Annotated in this window: 14 protein-coding genes and 2 pseudogenes; 3 read left to right on the forward strand and 13 right to left on the reverse strand. The window is 36.1% G+C overall.

Annotated features, from left to right (window positions below; all coding sequences use genetic code 11):
* Positions 1-10 precede the first annotated feature (10 nt).
* The 5 genes from RCG22_RS06910 to RCG22_RS06930 form a co-directional block, all read right to left on the reverse strand.
* Positions 11-4,489 carry an RHS repeat-associated core domain-containing protein gene (locus RCG22_RS06910; protein WP_308106308.1) on the reverse strand — a complete coding sequence of 1,493 codons (4,479 nt, stop codon included), beginning with the start codon at positions 4,487-4,489 and terminating at the stop codon, positions 11-13.
* Entirely contained in the window at positions 4,426-5,589 is a 1,164-nt protein-coding gene (locus tag RCG22_RS06915) for a DNRLRE domain-containing protein (protein WP_308106309.1), read from the reverse strand. Before RCG22_RS06915 ends, RCG22_RS06910 begins: the two co-directional genes overlap by 64 nt.
* A 280-nt stretch (positions 5,590-5,869) precedes the next feature.
* A complete protein-coding gene (locus tag RCG22_RS06920; RefSeq protein WP_308106310.1) occupies positions 5,870-6,562 on the reverse strand; it encodes a Tn3 family transposase in 693 nt (230 codons plus the stop codon).
* Positions 6,555-6,833: a DUF4158 domain-containing protein gene (locus RCG22_RS06925; RefSeq protein ID WP_308106311.1), complete on the reverse strand. Its 279-nt coding sequence runs from the start codon at positions 6,831-6,833 to the stop codon at positions 6,555-6,557. Before RCG22_RS06925 ends, RCG22_RS06920 begins: the two co-directional genes overlap by 8 nt.
* Positions 6,834-7,215: 382 nt before the next feature.
* Complete coding sequence (locus RCG22_RS06930; RefSeq protein ID WP_308106312.1) at positions 7,216-8,223, reverse strand: LysM peptidoglycan-binding domain-containing protein; 1,008 nt, start codon at positions 8,221-8,223, stop codon at positions 7,216-7,218.
* A 168-nt stretch (positions 8,224-8,391) separates the two neighbouring features.
* Between RCG22_RS06930 and RCG22_RS06935 the strand changes: the two genes are divergently transcribed.
* A complete protein-coding gene (locus tag RCG22_RS06935; protein ID WP_308106313.1) occupies positions 8,392-9,405 on the forward strand; it encodes a LysM peptidoglycan-binding domain-containing protein in 1,014 nt (337 codons plus the stop codon).
* Between the two features lie 135 nt (positions 9,406-9,540).
* Here RCG22_RS06935 and RCG22_RS06940 read toward each other — a convergent pair whose 3' ends face one another.
* The 3 genes from RCG22_RS06940 to RCG22_RS06950 all read right to left on the reverse strand — a co-directional run bounded on the left by RCG22_RS06940 (position 9,541) and on the right by RCG22_RS06950 (position 11,106).
* The gene (locus tag RCG22_RS06940) at positions 9,541-9,909 is read right to left on the reverse strand and encodes a hypothetical protein (RefSeq protein WP_308106314.1); all 369 of its coding nucleotides are present in this window, start codon (positions 9,907-9,909) and stop codon (positions 9,541-9,543) included.
* Positions 9,910-10,052: 143 nt separating this feature from the next.
* The gene (locus tag RCG22_RS06945; protein WP_308106315.1) at positions 10,053-10,271 is read right to left on the reverse strand and encodes a hypothetical protein; all 219 of its coding nucleotides are present in this window, start codon (positions 10,269-10,271) and stop codon (positions 10,053-10,055) included.
* A gap of 433 nt (positions 10,272-10,704) precedes the next feature.
* The gene (locus RCG22_RS06950; protein WP_308106316.1) at positions 10,705-11,106 is read right to left on the reverse strand and encodes a hypothetical protein; all 402 of its coding nucleotides are present in this window, start codon (positions 11,104-11,106) and stop codon (positions 10,705-10,707) included.
* A gap of 367 nt (positions 11,107-11,473) precedes the next feature.
* Between RCG22_RS06950 and RCG22_RS06955 the strand changes: the two genes are divergently transcribed.
* Positions 11,474-12,889, forward strand: coding sequence for a LysM peptidoglycan-binding domain-containing protein (locus RCG22_RS06955; protein WP_308106317.1), 1,416 nt, complete (start codon positions 11,474-11,476; stop codon positions 12,887-12,889).
* A 969-nt stretch (positions 12,890-13,858) separates the two neighbouring features.
* Here RCG22_RS06955 and RCG22_RS06960 read toward each other — a convergent pair.
* From RCG22_RS06960 to RCG22_RS06970, 3 genes and pseudogenes are all read right to left on the reverse strand, one after another.
* Positions 13,859-15,121 carry a glycoside hydrolase family 18 protein gene (locus tag RCG22_RS06960; RefSeq protein ID WP_308106318.1) on the reverse strand — a complete coding sequence of 421 codons (1,263 nt, stop codon included), beginning with the start codon at positions 15,119-15,121 and terminating at the stop codon, positions 13,859-13,861.
* Positions 15,122-15,285: 164 nt separating this feature from the next.
* A pseudogene (locus RCG22_RS06965) lies at positions 15,286-15,471 on the reverse strand (HU family DNA-binding protein); the annotation flags it as partial.
* A 383-nt stretch (positions 15,472-15,854) separates the two neighbouring features.
* Positions 15,855-16,490: a recombinase family protein gene (locus RCG22_RS06970; protein ID WP_374049431.1), complete on the reverse strand. Its 636-nt coding sequence runs from the start codon at positions 16,488-16,490 to the stop codon at positions 15,855-15,857.
* A gap of 283 nt (positions 16,491-16,773) precedes the next feature.
* On the opposite strand from RCG22_RS06970, the pseudogene RCG22_RS06975 reads away from it, so the two are divergent.
* Positions 16,774-17,085, forward strand: a pseudogene (locus RCG22_RS06975) (IS21 family transposase); the annotation flags it as partial.
* A 352-nt stretch (positions 17,086-17,437) separates the two neighbouring features.
* Here the strand turns inward: RCG22_RS06975 and RCG22_RS06980 are convergent.
* Together RCG22_RS06980 and RCG22_RS06985 are read right to left on the reverse strand one after the other, a co-directional pair.
* A complete protein-coding gene (locus RCG22_RS06980; protein WP_308106319.1) occupies positions 17,438-18,646 on the reverse strand; it encodes an ATP-grasp domain-containing protein in 1,209 nt (402 codons plus the stop codon).
* A complete protein-coding gene (locus tag RCG22_RS06985) occupies positions 18,627-19,907 on the reverse strand; it encodes an ATP-grasp domain-containing protein (RefSeq protein WP_308106320.1) in 1,281 nt (426 codons plus the stop codon). The genes RCG22_RS06980 and RCG22_RS06985 overlap by 20 nt, the downstream gene beginning before the upstream one ends.
* Positions 19,908-19,919: the final 12 nt, after the last annotated feature.

A 19,919-nucleotide genomic window follows, 5' to 3' on the forward strand; every position in this document is an offset into this window, starting at 1 on the left:
TGAATTTGGCTTATTGAACATGAAATTTTTTTAACCAATATTTCACTGAATCTATAATCAAAGAAGCATGTCCAATTCCAAACGTAACAAGGTGTTCAAGGCCTTTTACTTTACCCCCGGCATTCCAAATATCTAAACCAATATAACTTACTGATTTTCTAAATGAATATTTATGTCGAATTACATAATATAAATCGTAACCCAATATAGCAAATCTCAAAATAGTAGAAGTTGCACCTACCCAGACCGGAGCCCCTAATAGTGCTGCAACCGCTAAGCCGAAGGCGATCCATCCTGCTGTTAATTTGTATGGGAAATGCCCTCCTGGATCAACCATAATTACTGGATTATTCTCAGTGTACGTATATTGATTTAAACTCAATGGTTTATTCGGAGATCCATTGAACGAATCCCTTGTGATAAACCGGCCCACATTAGGGTCATAATAACGAGCCATGAGATAGTACAATCCAGTTTCATTGTCATAACGATAACCAGCATAACGATAAGGGTTAGCATCTTTCATTGATCCTGTCGAACTAGTAATGTTACCCCAAGCGTCATACTGATACTGTGCAACGATATTACCACTCGCATCAGTTAATGATGTTACATCTCCATGACCATTCACATGATAATAGTATGTTGCCGTATCCTTAGTCATCGTTACTGGATTTCCTTGATCATCCCAAGTATAATCAGCGACAATATTATTATTTGAATCTGTTTCATATATCACTTTATCTCCACTGTAATGGAAATTAGTTGTTCCACTTGAAGTGGTCATACTAGTTCGCTTACCATCTTGATCGTACGTAAAGGTAGCTAAGCTCGTACCATCCGATTTCTTCACTTGAATCAAATGATTTTCAACATCATAGATGAAGGTATTCGTACCATTGCTAGTCAAATTACCATTCGCATCGTACGTATATGCTTGGCCATTGACAGCTGTCAGCTCATTGGCAACATCATACGTATAATTTGTTGTTGTGTTTGTTTGACCTTGGGTCACTGTTTTCTTTGTACGATTTCCTACTGCATCATATTCATATGCAATAGTTGTACCGTCTAATAGGGTTTCTTGTGTTAATTGGTTTAATGCATCATATTGGTACGAAATGGTACCTGAACTTGTTACTACACTAGTTCGGTTGCCGTTCGCATCATACGTATAGCTGTATGAATCTAACAAAGAACCGGCATTGTTATAGTTCTTTACAGATTTCAAGCGATTAGCATCGTCATATTCATATGACGTATAAGTGCCATTTGAACGATTCACAGAGATGACATTTCCCTGTTCATCATAAACGAACTTCGCTTGGTTCGCTCCTTTTCGAGAAAGAGCAGTTACTTGATCCTGTGAATCTAACGTATATCCTGTGGAAATGGATGTTGCTCCTGCTGTTACCGTTAACGAAGTAGGATTCCCATTATCATCGTTCACATAATCAATTTTGTTTGACGCGCCTTCAGCCATCTTAGTTACACGATTATTTTTATCGTATGTGTAAGTCGTGGACTTTCCACCTGAATCGGTTGCAGAAGTTAGGTTTCCATTCGCGTCATAGGCTAAATCCCATTTCTTTACTCCATTGTTGGAAATGGTATCCATCCGATTCAAGCCATTATAGGTATAGGAAACGGAATCTCCTTTAGGGAAGGTTACCTTTGTACTGTTTCCGTTCTTGTCATACCCAAATTGAGTGACTTGATTTAACGGGTTTGTGATACTAGAAATCAAATTCCACTCGTTATAACTATAATTGGTTACATGATTGTTTGCATCTGTTACCGAAGTTTGATTCCCCACTCCGTCATAACCATAGGAAGTATCTCCTAAGTTAGCGTCAGTTACTTTCGTTAACCTATTTAACTGATCGTAAGCAAAAGAAGTGTTCTTTCCTTTTCCATCCGTCATACTTGTTTGATTTCCGACACCATCATAGGAGTAGGAAATACTGCTTGCTGAATTATCAACATTGGTGAGATAGTTTCCACCAGCGTCATACGTGTTAAAAGTAAACGAATTTCCTACTTCTAAACGCATGGCATCAAACCAGGCTGTTCCTAATTGATCATAATATAGATATAACACGTCTATAGAATTAAAGGCATTAGCCGGTTTTATCTTTGCTGCGACATGCTGCCAGTCTTCTGATGTTTTGCTGAAATCATTCGCAAAAGTCCCTACAGAGTTATCGGCATAATTGAGTTGGACTTGAAGAACATAATTTCCACCGTTGGCGTCAGCCCCTATTTGTTTAGACCAACCGGATAGTGTCAATGGGGTGTTCTCATCACCGGAAAGATTAATATGTTGTTTGATATATTTGTTTTTCGTCTTTTCACCAGTAAGTTTAAATGCATACGTCCCAGTGTAAACCTTGTCATCACCTGAATTTACGTTTTTATCGATTCCATCATTTGTGGAAGACAAGTTCCCACTAGTTGTCCAGTTATCCGGAATACTGTTTAAACCTGAATTGCGTTCAAAGCTTGAATTATCTACAAAGTTATAAGCAGAAAGCGTTGTTCCTTTTTCCAATTGAACACCATCGAAATATGCAGTACCAGATCCTGCGCTAAGCCCAACAGACACTCGAATAGATGCAGTATTCGCTGGTACGCTGTCAATCACCGCTTGAATACGAGTCCAGTCTTGCGTTCCTTTTAATGTATAAGCTTGTTTTTCACTAATCCATCCCCCTGTTGAATCCAAAAATTCTACTTTGACAACGGAGGTACCTGTTGTTCCGGACGTTTTTACATACCCGCTAACAATATATTTATCACCTGTTACGTAAGGAGCCTTATCCGATTGAACAATTGCCCACCCGGTAGGATTAGAGATACTAACACTCTTACCACCATATTTGGATGTGGTTGACCAAGCAAACGTAGCTGTTTTCCCAGTTTCGGTTGCTTTCGTCCAGTTATCCGGCCAGTTATCCGTATTGTTATCAAGTTCAAAACTAGAATTTGCCAATTTATTATCTGCAACAGACATTGGTTTTGTATCATATTGCATATTTCCATTTGCAGCATATCTGCTTGCTGATGTTTGAACATTGGCATCAGTCGATTCGGTTTGATTATTATTTGAATCATAGTCGGATGAAGTGATATTACTATTAAAATCTTGTTCTTTCGTTAGATTGTTTTGACTATCGTACGTGTTATAGCCAGTTTGACCACCTGGGACCTGTACCGCTGTAATGTTTCCATTCCCATCGTACGTATAAATATACTTACTCGTGCCACCCGTTTTATTGGTGTTTGGATCTTGAACTTGGGTAAGGTTGTTATTATTGTCATACGTATACGTAGTAATGGCTTTGTTTGCAGAATCCAATGGATTTTCTGTCACCTGAGCCACATTGCCATTTGCCGTATAAGTGTAGTCAATTCGCTTTCCTTCCCCATCCGTCACAGACGTCACGAGATTCGTCGTGTCGTAGGAGTAAGTTGTTGTGCTCGTTTGCAAGGTCCCATTGATAGTAATGGGTTTACTAATAGTCTTAACCCTATTGGCTGTATCGTAACTAATCGTTGTTGTGATGTTACGTGCATCCTTAATGCCTGTCAGTGCATGATTAGAATCATAGGATAATGTGGTGATTTTTCCAGCTGCATCCGTAACAGTTGTTAAATTACCAGATCCATCAAATCCATAATTGATGGTATGATTTGCTGGATCGGTCATGCTAGAAACATACCCATTGGTCCCATACGTCAAGGTTGTACTTCTTAAGGACGCATCCTTTATCGTTGTTAATTTTCCGCTTCCATTATAAGTGAACGTCGTCGTATTTCCATTGGTATCGACAATGGAGGACAACTTTCCACTCGTATTATAGTTCTCTTTTGTTCCGTCCGTTTGCGTGATGGTATAGGTTCCATCTCCGTTTTTCACGAGCGTTAAATAATCTCCTCCAGCAGCTACATAGCCTCCACCAATCTTTTGTCCAAAGATATGTTGTGTATTGTCTTCATCGATCAGCGTAATGGGGCCAGTTCCACCATCCACAAGTCTCTTTTCGACATTACTAGTCCATCCATATCCAAACATTCCGGCAACATCGGATTTTCGATTGTTATACGTACGAGTCATACTGACTGGTACGCCACGTCCTGGAATTGATAAATCATTTTTTTGATAAACTAAGTTTCCATTAGCAGGATTTACGCCATCCTTTGTAAGGCCCCAATAATCTTCTATACCAATTGGATCAACCGTATAGTTAATGGTTAATCTAGGCGTATTGTTTCCACTGTTGACGGTATTAAACGACCGGTAGGGCGAAGTCGCTTCGTTTTGTTGTTTTAACATGAAACCATAATTCGCCTGATTACCGAAGTACCAGTCTTTGACAAGAGCTGTGATATCCCATTGCCAATACGCATTTGTCGCATTATTGGTTATTGTCGAATCCCGCTGGTTGCTAATGGACGGCTGTGTGTTCCATGTGACATACCATTCCAATTACTTGTGATGCGATATAAATCAATCGTACTATTCGTTGCATCTGTTTTCGTTTGATACGCATTAAAATTGGCACTTTGAATGATACTATCACTCGGAATACTTGGTAAATAAAATTGGACGAGTGAGCGTGTTGTTCCATTGACACTGTGGTATCCAGTCATCATATACGTTGGACTAAAAGCGTACGAATCGGGATAGCCCGTCGAGATGAAATTATCATGTTGCACATCCCAGGTATCTATGGATGGATCTATTGTAACTGGATATTTAGTTTTAGGATCTTTCAAGAAATTTTCGTCCGCTACAACATCAACATAGGTTTTTCCTTTTTCTTCATGAAGCTTGAGGTTAACCTTGTCTGAATACTTGCCATTGGCATCTGTCATAAATAGGTTTTTAAAATACCAAACTTTGTTACCTTTTGAATCTGTAAAGCTAATAGTCCCATCTTTCCCAACCACAGGTTTAACCCCATCGGCCTTCAATTCAAAAGTAAAGGTGTTTTGGTGATATTGTTGCAGGATAAGATCTTCTTTTAACATATCCCCTTCTATACGATAACGCACATCGGTATCTGTATAGATTTCTGGATAAGTGATTTCGTTTCCTTTGATACTACCCTTTACACTTTTCGCTTGAACAGGAACAAAGGAAACACTTTTCCCGTCTTTTTCAATAGACGCTAAATCGCCTGTTCCAGCTTGATCAGCTAACCAAGTCTTTACCTCATTGGCCGTGTTTTCTAATTTCCCAGCTTTTGTCTTACTTACTTTTAGGGTATTATCAATCTTTTTCCATTTCTTATCGGAAGGATCTTGATAAAACTGAGGATCTAAGAAGATATCTTCTGAAAAGCTCCCATCAGGATGAAGATAACGAGTCGAATACTTGGTTCGCTTACTTGTTAATTCCAGTTTGTTTTTAGGGAGCTTATTCGGGATATCACCTATATCTGCTTTTACAGTTTGTTTCTTAGGGGTCCTGCCGGTCACACCTGGCGCTGCCTTCGTAAAATTTGGCCCTACTAAACTGAAAATCAAGCAAAATGAGATGATGATTGCAAAATAACGACAGAAAGACCGAAATGATGAGGACATGAAATATGTTTCTTCCTCTCTCAAACTTTTGTACTATCCGGAATAGTCGACATAATTCTACTCCCTTTTTTAAATACTGGATATAGAGGAAATAATGGTAGAAAAGTAAATGATTTACCACTATTTGTGTAATCTTAATTGAAAGAAGAAGTTTTACCTTGAAATCACCACTAGCTCTCTCAAAAGATAAATCTCCCATGAGTCTTCTTCCCTCCATCCTGAATCTCTTCGGTTCATCATCCAGCGAATCTTGTCAATATCTAACATTTAGAACACTCCTTCATTTTGTTAAGGACACACTTATTTCTCTTGCAACAGGAACCTCAAATGGAAGTTTTGGTGGTTTACGGTTTAGATCAATACGATATTTGCCAAACCGATTGACATGTGCCGTAACATAAGGGCTTAAATAGGAAATCAACTCTTCATCATATTCATTTCCATCTTGCATGTAGTCATGAAGAATACGAGATAAAGAGAACACATTATAAAAAATGAGACAATTGGCCACAAGATGGTTATATTTAATAACTTTACGTTGTTTTTCCCGGTCATTTTCAGCGATAATTCCTTCGCCACAAAAGAAGATCCACTTGGTAAACCCATTAAAGGCTTCACTTTTGTTAGTGGCTGCTTGAATGGTACCTCTCAGTTCTTCGTCAGCCATATATTTTAACAGAAACATGGTTCTTATCACTCTTCCCAGCTCACGATGATAAATGGCACGATATGATTTATTTCGAACTTCATTAGCTGCATCCTTTAAGGTAATATAAACAGGTAATTCGTATCGTTTCCGTATTAATTCTTCAATAACAGCATTGACTAAGTCCGCCGGATCATCTTTACTAAATGCGAGTTTACTCATTGTATCAATCAAAATTTGATTGGCTTCATGATTAAACGGTCGTAACTGAAGATAATCTCGAATAAGGCGAAAATGCCGTTTGGCTGTTCTCGTTTCACTATACATTTTCCACTCTTCTTTGGTAGGCATAGGTAAGCGCGTTTTTTTTCTCAATATGTATCACAATCACTTCCGGAATATCAACAACACGGATAATAAATCCAAGATTTTGCACGGTTTTAATTAATACTAGTAATGCTAATTGCTGTAAGATTCCTTTAGATTTAGCCTCTGCCCATTCTATTTCATTCATTTTTGGGGTATATACTTCTTCCAAGTTCTTTTCCGTTAGATTACTCTTAAATCTAGGGTAAATGGTATCCTGAATACTTGGCAATTTATATCCCTTCTTTATTTCTTAATTTTTTGACAATCATATTTTTAGGATAAAATAAAAACCTATCTTTTGATAGGTCTAGTTGATAATTCCATTATTTTCTAAAGTGACCCCTCAATCTGCGAATCGTTTCCGTACCCCTAAAGAGGAAAAAAGTATAATTATCCCCCATAATATGAGCATTAACCCTATTAAAGATGCCAATATTTCCACCAAATCCTTATATTTTAATGTAAATAGTTCGTTCTTGAATAATTATGATTTAATGTATCTGACACTTTGGTTCATGACCCTAAAACGAAAATCTTCCAAATCATACTTTTATTACCCCAATATTAATGAAAAAGCGACTGCTCATTGAACAATCGCCTTTTTTTATCATCTACATAGTAGATAAGATTTCTTGCATTTTATTTCTCACAAGAGGATAAAAATCATTTTTAGCATCTGTTGTACTATTACCTCCAAAAAATCCGGTTCCTGGGCAAGTTTTGACAGCATGTCCCTCACTTTTATCTAATACTCTTTCACCTGTGTTCATATCCCACCAATGATGGTATTGGATGGTATCAACGGAAGGGGTTAATCCAAATTTGATACTTAGTAAAGCAGCAACCGTGATGATGGTTTCTCTTTGTTCTGGAGTCATTTGATCATGTCCCTCATCAAAATTCCCGACATTTTCAATAGCCAATGCTTCAGCTTCAATCGATGGCATTACAGCTTTATTTAATAGCCCAAACGAACCTTGAGGAGGGGTGTTAAATGGTCTGCCCAGAACTACTTTTCCATCAGGGAATACGGTTAATTGCTGGCTTATATCTGACCATCCCATCTCTTTAACATGAAGATCCTTCATTTTATACATCCATGCAAAATGATTTGAACCGTTAAAGTCACTGTATGACGGCCACCATGTGTGATGTTCTTGGAAATACGTTATTTTTCTTGTGAATTTTTGGTTAAACAGCCAATCCCTAAATTGATCCCTTGTCATGAGCACAAATTGCCCATCCATCGTCAGTTTTGTGGGAATGATCTTTAATTTTTGCCCTACATATATGACATTAGAGGTAAGTCCGTTTGCCGTCCTAATTAATGGAACCGATGAATTAAATGATTGTGCAAGTTTCCATAAGGTATCCCCTGCCACAACCTGATACATAATTGGAACTCGTAATTTCTGGCCAACTACTAATAAATCAGATTGTAATCCATTTATCGAATTAAGGTCATTTATAGTGATCCCATAGGTTTGGGCAATTTTCCAAAGAGTATCCCCTGACCGAATTTCATACGTATTCCTAGGGTTATTAACAGCAAGAGCTGGAGAAATATTTACGAACAATATTAAGAACAAACTTAAGATAACAATAATGGTTTTGTTCATTTTTAATTTCCTTTCTATAGAAAATGCTCTTTAACATCTTATATTTTTTGGAAAAAGCCATCAGAATATCCTAGTGTTTACTTCCATATTCAAGTTTAAATTTCAATATGAGACATAATCCTTTTACCGAGAATATGATGGTAAAAATGAAGATCGGGGGGATATTTTATGCAAATTCATGTCGTACAGCTAGGTGAAAACTTATGGCAAATTGCCCAAAGATACAGTACGACGGTTCAAGAAATCATCCTCAGGAACAATATTCAAAATCCAAGCATGATTAATCCTGGCAAGATATTATCCATACCCTTTGCTGATGACCGGAATGTTCCCATTCGTAATTATTACCTTCCACTACAAAATTCAAAGCCTAGGACACAGCCTATAACGCATGTAGTCATACACTTTATTTCAAACGCTGTAAGTAAACCATATGATCCCTACAATGTGCAGGATGTGTATCGTATTTTTATTAACAACGGTGTCTCCTCACATTATTTGATTGGGAGAAGTGGGGAGGTTTACAGATTGGTAGATGAAAATCGCGTGGCATATCATGCGGGGAAAGGGGATTTGCCCGGGTTTCCTGCGTATAAAAACCGATTAAATGAGTATTCCATTGGGATTGAATTATTAGCCATTGGAACTCAGGATGAGATGTTACCAGTAATGTCAGCTCAGACATATCAGTCTATAGCCCCTTATAATATTGGATACACGGAAGCACAGTACCGTTCTTTAAATCTCTTATTAGATGATATCATTGGACGTCATCCCTTTATTAAAAGAGACAGACAACATATTGTAGGCCATGACGAGTACGCACCCGGAAGGAAGACAGATCCCGGGAAGTTGTTTGATTGGACACGAATTCGGTTTAGTGGGCAGTTAGTCCATACGGTAAAGAATGGAGAATCATTGTGGTCGATTGCCCAAAAATACGGCACAACCATCAATTCCATTGCAAGTGCGAACAATATTAATCCGACCGGTGCATTATGGGTGGGACAAGAGTTAATCATACCTGCCAAAAGTCAGGGAAGAAACTATACGGTGCAATCAGGTGATTCTTTGTGGAAAATCGCACAAAAATTTGGAGTTAGTGTTGCTGCTCTTGCCAAATTGAACAATATGAGTACCAATTCTTATCTTTATGTGGGGCAAAAATTAACCATTCCCTAATAACACATTTACTAGTTATGGCAAAATGGATTCAAAAAAACGGTTACCACAAGGTAAATTTCCTTTTGATAACCGTTTATTTTGTATTTGTAAAGGATTTCAATTTTATTTTCCGTCCTTGCTCAACATTATTATTTATTCCTCAATTTTTAATTCTTCCTCTGATACATAATAAATTTTCCAACCCTCTTCTGACCGTACCAGAATCATTTTACCAAAAAAGGTTGTCTGCTCTTTATTTTTATTAGTATGTTTCAACTTGTAATTGGCATAGGAAGTATACGTATTTATGGATAAAACTTTAAACTCCAACAAATCTACATAACCAAATTCGTCAATATTTTTCCTTATGAACTCCTTATCATCATAAGTCGATTTGATGAAATAATCGTCTAAGGTCTGAATATAACCTTCCGCATCTTTTTTATTTATTGCAGTAATCATGGAATAAACAACAGAATATATTTGATTTTCTTCAGATTTATCAAACCCTGTTAAAAGCACACAACAAACCATAGCAAGAAAAAGTAGGAGTTTCTTCTTGGAATAATTCAATCAAATACACAAACCTCTCTGGAATTAATATAATTTCAGCAACAAAAAAAGGGTTGATATAAACAAAAAACTTCAACTTAATGCTAAACTCTTTATTTAAATTTTTTCTGAATATAAACCAATGCTGCTCCAATTACAGATCCTAAAACACTGTATCTTAATATCCTAACAACGTATTCAGTAGTATTGATAACCTCGGTTATAAGTGTATCACCGTCATATTCAATGGATTTATATGGAACAAACCAAATAGATAACGCAAAGCTTATCAATAAGCCGTAAATTGCTCCTTTAATACAATAACGTTCCACATTCGAACCCCCAAAATTGCTGTTATATTTTATTTGGTGACTTTTTCATACTACCAAAACCATTCTACTTTTTAAAAGGGTTACCCCATTAAAGAGGATTTAAAATTTTTCTTTAGTGAAAAAGCTCCAAATAAAAGCAAATATAAAAAAACTGCGAAACAGACAATTAATTCGATTAACTGGTTAATTATCCATATATTCGATACTTGTATATCTTTCATTATGTCTAAAGTAATATATGTTAAAAGTATGGTTATAAAAAATTTTTTATCCATATCGTTATTTACACTCCTGACTTTTATTCAATTTTAATATTATATCCGTAAATCCTTGTTCAACTATTCGACCGTAAGTCAAATAAAAAAGCAATGCCTTTGTTAGGCATTGCATCCGTTCATAAAGCTAAAAAACAGTAAAGTAAAATTATTTATTATTACTCTTTATAACCAAATCCAATTATTTGATGGGATCTTATATCTGCAAAAGCAGTAATTCCACCCAAAGTGGGGTTATCGTTCGAAGGATAATCTACAATAAAAACTTCTTTTCCAATAAATGTTTTGTCTTTTATGATTCCCATTGTGTCTCGAAGGATTATTTTCTGAACACTTGCATCTTCCCACATTCCTCGAATATGTTCTTTTTCCTTTTCTGTTAGTTGATTCCAGACAGATTCCCTGACATCTAACTCCTTATATTTGTTACTTTGCTTTTCCTTTATATTTATATTTTGCTTGTTTTCACTTAAATGGTCGTCTGAGATTTCCTGTTGGCAGCCGTTCAGTCCAATAGAAAGGAGAAGGGAAGAAAATACAACCAGAGTAATCCTTTTCATAATTTTGACCTCCAAGGAATCCAAAATATAGTTTCGTATAAATATTATCTGTTGATTCTCAAATACATTGTTTATTTACCGAAGGAGATACTTTAAACATTAAATTTAATATAAAAATAATATTGATATTAATAAATGAGTTTATCTTTTTTATTTAAAGTTATTCCTTTTTAACGTCTCGTTATTTACTTTAGTTTCAATTCGGAAAAATGAATAGGCTTCTGCGATTTCAAGAATTTCGCAGTAACCCGTAAAAAAAACAAATAAAAATGAACTTCCTATAGCCAAATAATTAACCTAGACTAATATCACTACGGCACTTCCCAACATATAGTACATTATTGAAGTTTTGTTGGAGGAGATGCTTTTGCTTATACATGTTGTTCGTAGCGGAGAGACTCTTTGGCAAATTGCCCAGCGTTACAATGTGAATCTGAATGGAATTATTCAAGTAAATGGACTGGAAAATCCGAACCGGCTGTTGATTGGTCAATCATTAGTGATTCCTGTACCTGGCAAAACACATATCGTTAGAAGCGGAGAAACGTTATGGTCGATTTCCCAGCAATATGGTGTGTCGATCAATTCAATTGTTCAGGCGAACCAATTAACGGATCCGAATGTTTTAAATCCGGGGATGAAACTAGTAATTCCGCCAAGAATCCACGTGGTCCAACCTGGAGAGGCACTATGGTTTATTGCGAATCGGTATGGAGTAACGATACAGGCCATTATTCATGAAAATAATATTCAAGATCCAAATCTGATTTATCCTGGTTTACAGTTAAGAATTCCTCGTAGGAAACCAAACATAGAAGTAAATGCTTATTCGTATCAAGCTGATGCGTCAGGAGCACAAACCATACAGGAACTTGGTGATTTTCTTACGTATCTTAGTCCTTTTGCTTACCTCATTAACGAAAATGGGGATTTGCAACCGGTGAGTGACAATTTAATGATTGCTGCTGCACGAGCTAAAAATGTGGTACCAATGATGTCTATTACCAACTTTACAACAGGATCCGCTGGTTCCAATGTTGCCCATACCTTACTATCTAGTCCAGAGTTACGTGGAAAAATCCTAACCAATATTCTTCAGATAATGGAGGCAAAGGGATATAAAGGTGTTAACATCGATTTTGAAAATGTTTTACCGGCAGATCGTGAGAATTATAATCAATTTCTTCAGCTAACAGTGGACCGTCTGCATCCTAGGGGTTACTTTGTCTCGACTGCACTAGCACCGAAGCTTAGTGCTACTCAGGCTGGTCTTCTATATGAATCACATGATTATGAAGCACACGGAAGAATTGCCGATTTCGTGGTGCTGATGACCTATGAATGGGGATACCGGCTTGGACCGCCTCAAGCTATCTCACCGATTAATCAAATGAGACGTGTCGTAGAGTATGCACGGTCTGTTATGCCAGCAGAAAAGATCTTTTTAGGTTTTCAAATTTATGCAAGGGATTGGCTTCTGCCTCATGTTAAAGGTCAAGAGGCTGAAACTTTTAGTACCCAGGAAGCGGTTGCCCGTGCTGTAAAATATGGCGCCACCATTCAATATGATACCGTGGCACAATCACCATTTTTCCGTTACGTAGATGCACAAGGCCGTGGTCACGAAGTTTGGTTCGAAGACGCACGAAGCGCTCAAGCAAAATTCGACCTGGCTAAAGAATTTAACCTCCGCGGAATCAGCTACTGGGCACTAGGGTACCCATACCTGTCGAACTGGACATTACTAAACGATAATTTCAATATAAGAAAAATAAATCAATGATAGGTTAGGCATAAAAATCAGAAAAAAAGATTAAACAGTGATGGATAAATGGTGGCAGGCACCAAGCTTCCAGCTCTGTTTTTTTGTCCCTGGCACCTATAAAGGCATAAACCAGATATTTTCAGTTGTCCTTTTTTACTAAATACTCCTATTAAAATTGGAGTGTCCTTCTATATAAAATCAGAATGGCACTGCTTGTCGCCCAGACACTTTTTCTATTACATAAATTTATATAAAGAAAAGGAGTTAATAATCAATACTGATATTACTACCAAAAAGGGATCTTATTCTATATGTGTAGAATAGTCCGCCGTGACTTTTACTTCCAAGCAGAACGAGCTCGTTACCTCCCCATGCATTGCACTAGTCATCCGAATCGGTCAATTGATGACAGGAGACTATCACTCCATAAGATTCCCAGCCTTGACGGCTACTGCACCTAACTGTCTAGGCTTAAAGACTAAAGTTACCTTTAGCCCTCCAAGACTCGCTACGAGTGAATGGCTAGTTCCTACTAGAATGGAATCCCACACGCTATATGATACGACCTATGCTCAGCCGCACAAGCACCCGTCAGTTTAAAAATTATGCTGGAGGTCCCATTAAATATATAGCAAACATAACCCAAAAACTTATAAATAAACTTATAGCATTAATATAATCGATATTATTGAAAGCACTCGATTTTTATTTATCGATTTAATCGAATAAATCAAACCGAAAGCAAAAAGGATAACGAAGAAAATATAAATGAAATTAGCTGGAAAATTATATGCATTCAGAAGAAAAGTAGCATTTACCATAATAAGCAAAACCATTATGAAGTAATATTGCTTCATTTTCTTGCCCCCCTTTGCAGCTTGACTATGGACTAATAATACACTAATAGTACCCCTTTCTTATTAACTATCCCCCCGTTTGTCCACTAAGAAAGGAGTTGCTTGAGTATAGCAACTCCTAATTTCTATTTTACACCCGTTTATTTACGTTAAAATTATCTTCAATGAGCAGCCAGTTTTGTGGAAAGTCCCTGCCCAATACCCAATAAAAAAATCCTCTTAAGCCTAATTCCTTTACAAGATTAAATTTCGCTTGGATGCTTCTTGCGTCCTCAAACCAAACTTCATGTCTCGCCCCATTCTCGTCTGTATAGTGAAAAAATGGAGCCTGAGATATGGGATCATACTGAATATTTTGTTTATAGCGTACAGCTAATTGAATAGCATCTTGCGGACTAATTGATTTTGCCCATCTTCCTCCAGGAACATATGGAAGAGTCCAATCATATCCGTAAAGAGGAATACCCATCATGATTTTGTTACTAGGTACCTCTGAGAGTGCATACTCCATCACTTTGCGTACCTGATTAATTGGTGAAACAGCCATCGGAGGACCGCCGGACCAGCCCCATTCATACGTCATGAAGAAAATGAAGTCCACAATCGTCCCGTGTGCGGCGTAATCATGTCCTTCATATAATACCCCTTTCTGCTCATCACTCAACTTTGGAGCGAGGGCAGACGAGATAAAATATCCTTTTTCTTTTAATCTAGTTCTAGCCTTCCTTAGAAATGCATTGTACCGCTCTCTATTTTCTCTCCCTAAATATTCAAAATCAAAATCTAGTCCACGATAACCTTTTTCATCCATTATTCTGTCCTGTAAATTAGAATCTGTTAACACAGTTGTTGCTAGTTCTTGACTAAACGTACCTGCTTCAAAGTTAGTCAAAACCATTAAGGGAACAACACGATCTCCGTAAGCTGAATTAATAGACGGTTGATCTGTAACAGGAGTCAACGTACCGTTACGGTTAACCGCATAGCTAAAAATCGCCAGGAATGTTAAATGTTCTCCGACTTCGTTTACAATTTGTGGCGATGCCGTTCCAGTCATTCTAGGGTCAATATAAGCATTGACGTCTACAGAAGTCCGAGGTAGTTGAGGAATATATAATCGCAAACCAATTGGAATTTGGTTAGGATTAGATATCCTGTTGATTCGTATTAATTCATTTAAGGATATATTATATAGTCTGCTAATACTATATAATGTTTCCCCACGTGCAACCCAGTGATATCTTCCTGTAATCGGAATAACAATTGTTTGGCCAACAACTAATTGACTTGGATTAAGAATTTTATTTGTACGAATCAGTTCGTCAATTGATACACCATAACCTTGAGAGATTCTCCAGAGTGTATCACCAGTTTGGACAACATGTATTTGCAAATTTTCCCCTCCCCCTTTGGGTGAAAAAATAAACTATATTATTCTGTATTCGGGAAGTATCTTATCTATGAACTTTCTTTAACTTATCTGACCGTTAGTACGATAAACACAAAAAAGCGTCGATCCATCGTGGATTAACGCACCCTACAGTTGAACAAGATAATCTAAATAAAATGTTTTTCAATAATTAACTTCGCTCTTTCATCAAGTCGGGAAGGTAGCGCTTTGGTGGAGAAATATTTCTTAGAAGCAGCAATCTCGATTTCCTCACCTGTTTGTGGGTTACGACCTTTTCGAGCTGAACGTTCACGTACTTCAAACGTCCCAAATCCGATTAATTGGATTTTCTCTTCTTTAGCATATATTTGCATCTTATTCCATTTTATTATTATTCACGTCCAGTCAATTGACTAACAAACTCAACATCATCAACCTTCCAACCCTATTTTTCATTTATTCCACTCCTAAACAAATTTACATTCAGTGAATTTATTATCTTCATCAAACCTTACAAAGCTGCACCCTTCAAAAAAATTCGATATTTTTGGTGGGGATGCCTTATCAGCAGAATCTTAACTAACATGGCATAATTTAGAGCTTGTATTTTACTTTCTATTATTTCCTTTTTTTATTCAACAATCTGGCCCGTTTGTTGAAAAATAAAATAAACTCCTTAATTGAAAAAAGCATTTGCTTTCGTTGAGCAAAGGCTTTTTTTGACGAGATTCTTCTATTATATATTGGTACTTTTCAATTCTTTTTCGTACTCCTTAACTAACTTATAAAATGTTGTCTTTTTAACCGATATTTCTTTCATCGCTTTCACAGCTGTCATCTCTCCCGTTTTCCACCGATGATAAGCTTGTTTAAACTCTTCTGTAATAATAGATTTCGGTCTGCCAAAAGTTATGCCATTTTTCTTCGCCACATCAATTCCTTCACGCTGCCGTTTTCGAATTCGATTGCGTTCGTCTTCTGCCATCCAAGAAAGAATTTGTAAAACTAGATCAGCAATGAAGGTACCTAGACTGTCTTTAAATTGAGTGGTATCCAATAATGGCATATCCAGCACCACAATGTCGGCCTGGATATTTTTCGTAATTTCATTCCATTCTTGTAGAATTTCCTCTTTGTTCCGACCAAAGCGATCAAGCGAATGAATATAGAGTACGTCCCCTTTCCGTAAGATACGCTTGATTAATTGGTATTGAACTCTCTTGAAATCTTTTCCACTTTGTTTATCCATGAAGATGTCACGTTCATCTATCCCTTTTTCCTTCATTGCTTCAAGTTGTCGTAATTCATTTTGATCTTTGCTGCTAACTCGTATGTATCCAAACTTTCGAACGTCCACTTTTATCTCCCTCATTTTGATTCTTTTTCTCTTATTCTACTATAATACGTTCGTCAAAGTATAATAAAACTTATGAACGTTCGTAAATTATTTTTAAGCTTTTACGGACGTTAAAAACGGACGTTTTTGAACAAAAAATACCCGTTCGCAAAAGTGTACTTTTTCGAACGATCGCAACAATGGTATATATTCTTTCACATGAAGGTACAACAATTTTAGGTTAATAAGGGGTACTACCAATAAGCAAGTCTCTTAAACCTTCAGGACTTTCCACTACGACAATTTGATCCTTTGGGTTATGGAGGTTGTAAAAGATGGGGAGTTTATGGATTCACATATGTTAGTCATGTCGTATCCACATAGTAATGCGGCTTTTGCGGTACCATTACCATCTGAAAACCAAGAATGTTTTCTTCAGGGTCTAAAACTCTTATTTACACAATCGGGGGGGTTCCCTAGAAGAATTAGAATTGATAATTTGACTCCAGCTGTAAAGAAAGTAAGATCGAAAACCCAAGAGGCAAAGTTAACAGATGCTTTTATCCAATTCCAAAACCATTATGATTTTGAAGTTCAGGTATGTAATCCAAGCAGTGGGCATGAAAAAGGTTGTTGACACTGGAGATAAATCGTGAAGTAAACGAGTCATATAACAGGTCATCGATACTATTGCCCTCTTTCCTTTTCGCAGCCTAAATTCTATCCGTATAAAACCCCATTACTAATTAGTAATGGGGTTTTATAGTTTAATTCTTGTATTTTATATTTAGCATAATATTAATTTGCGAAATGGCTTCATTCTAACTTACAAAATATACCATTAAGCACTTGGAATACCTTGTACTATCATTATTATTAAACAATTAAAAACTACAATAAAATATTACGAGGAATTGCTTTCTCACATATCTCAAATACGATGTGAAAATATAAATTTAAGACTAAACAATTCGATTTGTTTATTATTTAATTAACCATTTAGTATGTTTATCAAACCATTCTGCCGATTTTTGCAGATTAGACTTTAAGTCTTGTTCTGTTTCTCCTTTTACTAAAAAAGAGGCAATATGATCAACACTTATTGTTGCTTCACTAAAAGAACTACCGATTTTTCCATTTAATTTATAATCAATAATATATTCTGGTGGAATCCCCATAGGTATATTACACAATTCACCTTTTTTTGGGGGAATTAATAACCACCCTGTATATTGATTTATAGTGTAAGACTGTTGTATTAGCTTAGAGTCAAGTAACCCACATTGAGACTGTATCCACAATTTAGTTATATCTAGATTAAAAGAGTAATTCAATACTTCATTTACTCTGGCTCCACCTGTACGGGAAGCAACTTCACAAAAGTAAATTTTATCATCTTTAGTATGAAAAACCTCCAAATGGAAAGTTGTATAACTAGGTAAAGGGAATTGCGACAAAACATTTTGACAAACTAATTTGAGTCTCTTATTCATAGGATTTTTTTCATCTAAAATATAGCTTCCTAGATAATTACCTGTTTGAAATGCTAAACATCCATTAACGTACTTCGATGGCCAACTAAAAATAACATCATTGTCAACAATCAAACCGTCGATATGATACATGTCTCCATCTATATATTCTTCAATCATAAGATCAATGAAGGTATTATTAGATATAAATAACTCCAATTCTTCACTATCTTTTAACACAGTTGTATTTATAGATCCAGATCCACATATAGGTTTAATAACTACTGGATACCCGTTTTGTTCAATAAATTTAAGAATATCTAATGTGCTATTAATCTCTTGAAACTTAGGAATATCAACATCATCAGATTTTTTTATGGTTTTTTTCATTAACATTTTATTTCGAAATGCTAAAGCACTATTATACGATTGCCCATCCAGCTTCAGATATTCTCGTATTTGAGCAGCTCTTAACAAATCAAGCTCTGAAATAGCTATAATGGTCTGAAACTGATATTCTTTATGCAATTCTAACGCTATTCTTTCAACATTACCATTTTTCTGATAATCCTTAAAGGGAATAACTTTATTGAATTTATCCTTATAATCTGGATAAGTTTCCTCAGATGTAAATAAAATAATATCATCATTTAATAAATTTAACCATTTATCGTAAGGACATTTTGAATAGGGGACACGATTAAGAATTAGAATACTCACGAGTTTTCTCCTTAGTTTCAATCTCAAACTTAATCTTCCTTTGAGCTTTCTGCATTGAATTAATTAACTCCTGATAACTATTACTCCTTCCAATAATATATGCCAAATGAGGACTAAAGTCTTTTGGTGGCAACTTAACATAGCTACCTACATTCTTGATCGGAAATACATATTTGATTTGTTCATCTTCTAATACTAAGTCTAATCCATCTATTTTGGTTAAGATTCCTTCTTTATCAGCTAATGGTTGTATCATTCCCGCATAGTATTTGTAATTTTTTTCAAAGTCCGGCCATTTAAAATCTAGATCCGTAGCAGCCCGGATAATTTGTTCATGTAAAGAACATTCTGTCGCATATTCGATAATATGAGAAGTAATAAATCCTCCACCAGCCCTTGCTGCTACCTCTAATATACGAACACCTTTTGATGAAACCCTACACTCAATGTGAAATGGACAGTTCTCTAAATCTAAAGCTTTAATGGCTTTACTTGCTTTATCTTTAAGTTCTGTAATTATTTCTTTAGAATGTTTAGATGGAAAAAAGGCAGTATATTCCAAGGAATAGTCTTCAGTAACATCCTTATCTGTGACTCCAGCTATATAAATTTTGTTGTCTTTAACCAAGCCATCTACCGATACTTCTGGTCCATCTATAAATTCTTCATAAATGTATTGATTAGGATAATAGGAGTAGATATCCTTTCCTGTAGGCTTAGTGGATTCATTCATTTCTTTATATAATAAATTTAAATCTGTATCGTGATCCACCCTAAAAATAGCTTTACTACCTGACGCTCCAACTGGTTTGAAGATAGCAGGAAATCCGATCTTACCCGCAGCTTCTTGTAAATCGTTGAATGTTTGTACAAATTGGAATTTCGGACATAGACCTTCTATTTTATTCATAGCCTCCCTCATCAAGTACTTATTCCTAGCTAGTTGCGCAGAACTTTCAGAAAGGGCAGGCAGTTCTAATTCTTTTCCAATTTTGGCTACTAATTCAACATCTTTATCAGACCAAGTTAAAACTCCACTAAGTGGATAAACTTGATTGTATTCTTTAACTTTAGATAAGGCTTCTTCATAATTATATGTATCAGCTATGATTAAATCATCTAATAAAGAAGAATCAATATCTGGTGCAGAATCAGCTAATAAAGCCACTCTAAGACCAAGCTTTTTTGCTTCATAAATAGGTTTTACTCTTTCAATCTTATGGGTTCTTAAATTAATAAACAGAACTGTTTTCTTTTTCACTTTTATCTCCTC

The sequence above is a fragment of the Neobacillus nitrireducens genome, assembly GCF_030915405.1.
Taxonomy (GTDB): Bacteria; Bacillota; Bacilli; order Bacillales; family Cytobacillaceae; genus Neobacillus.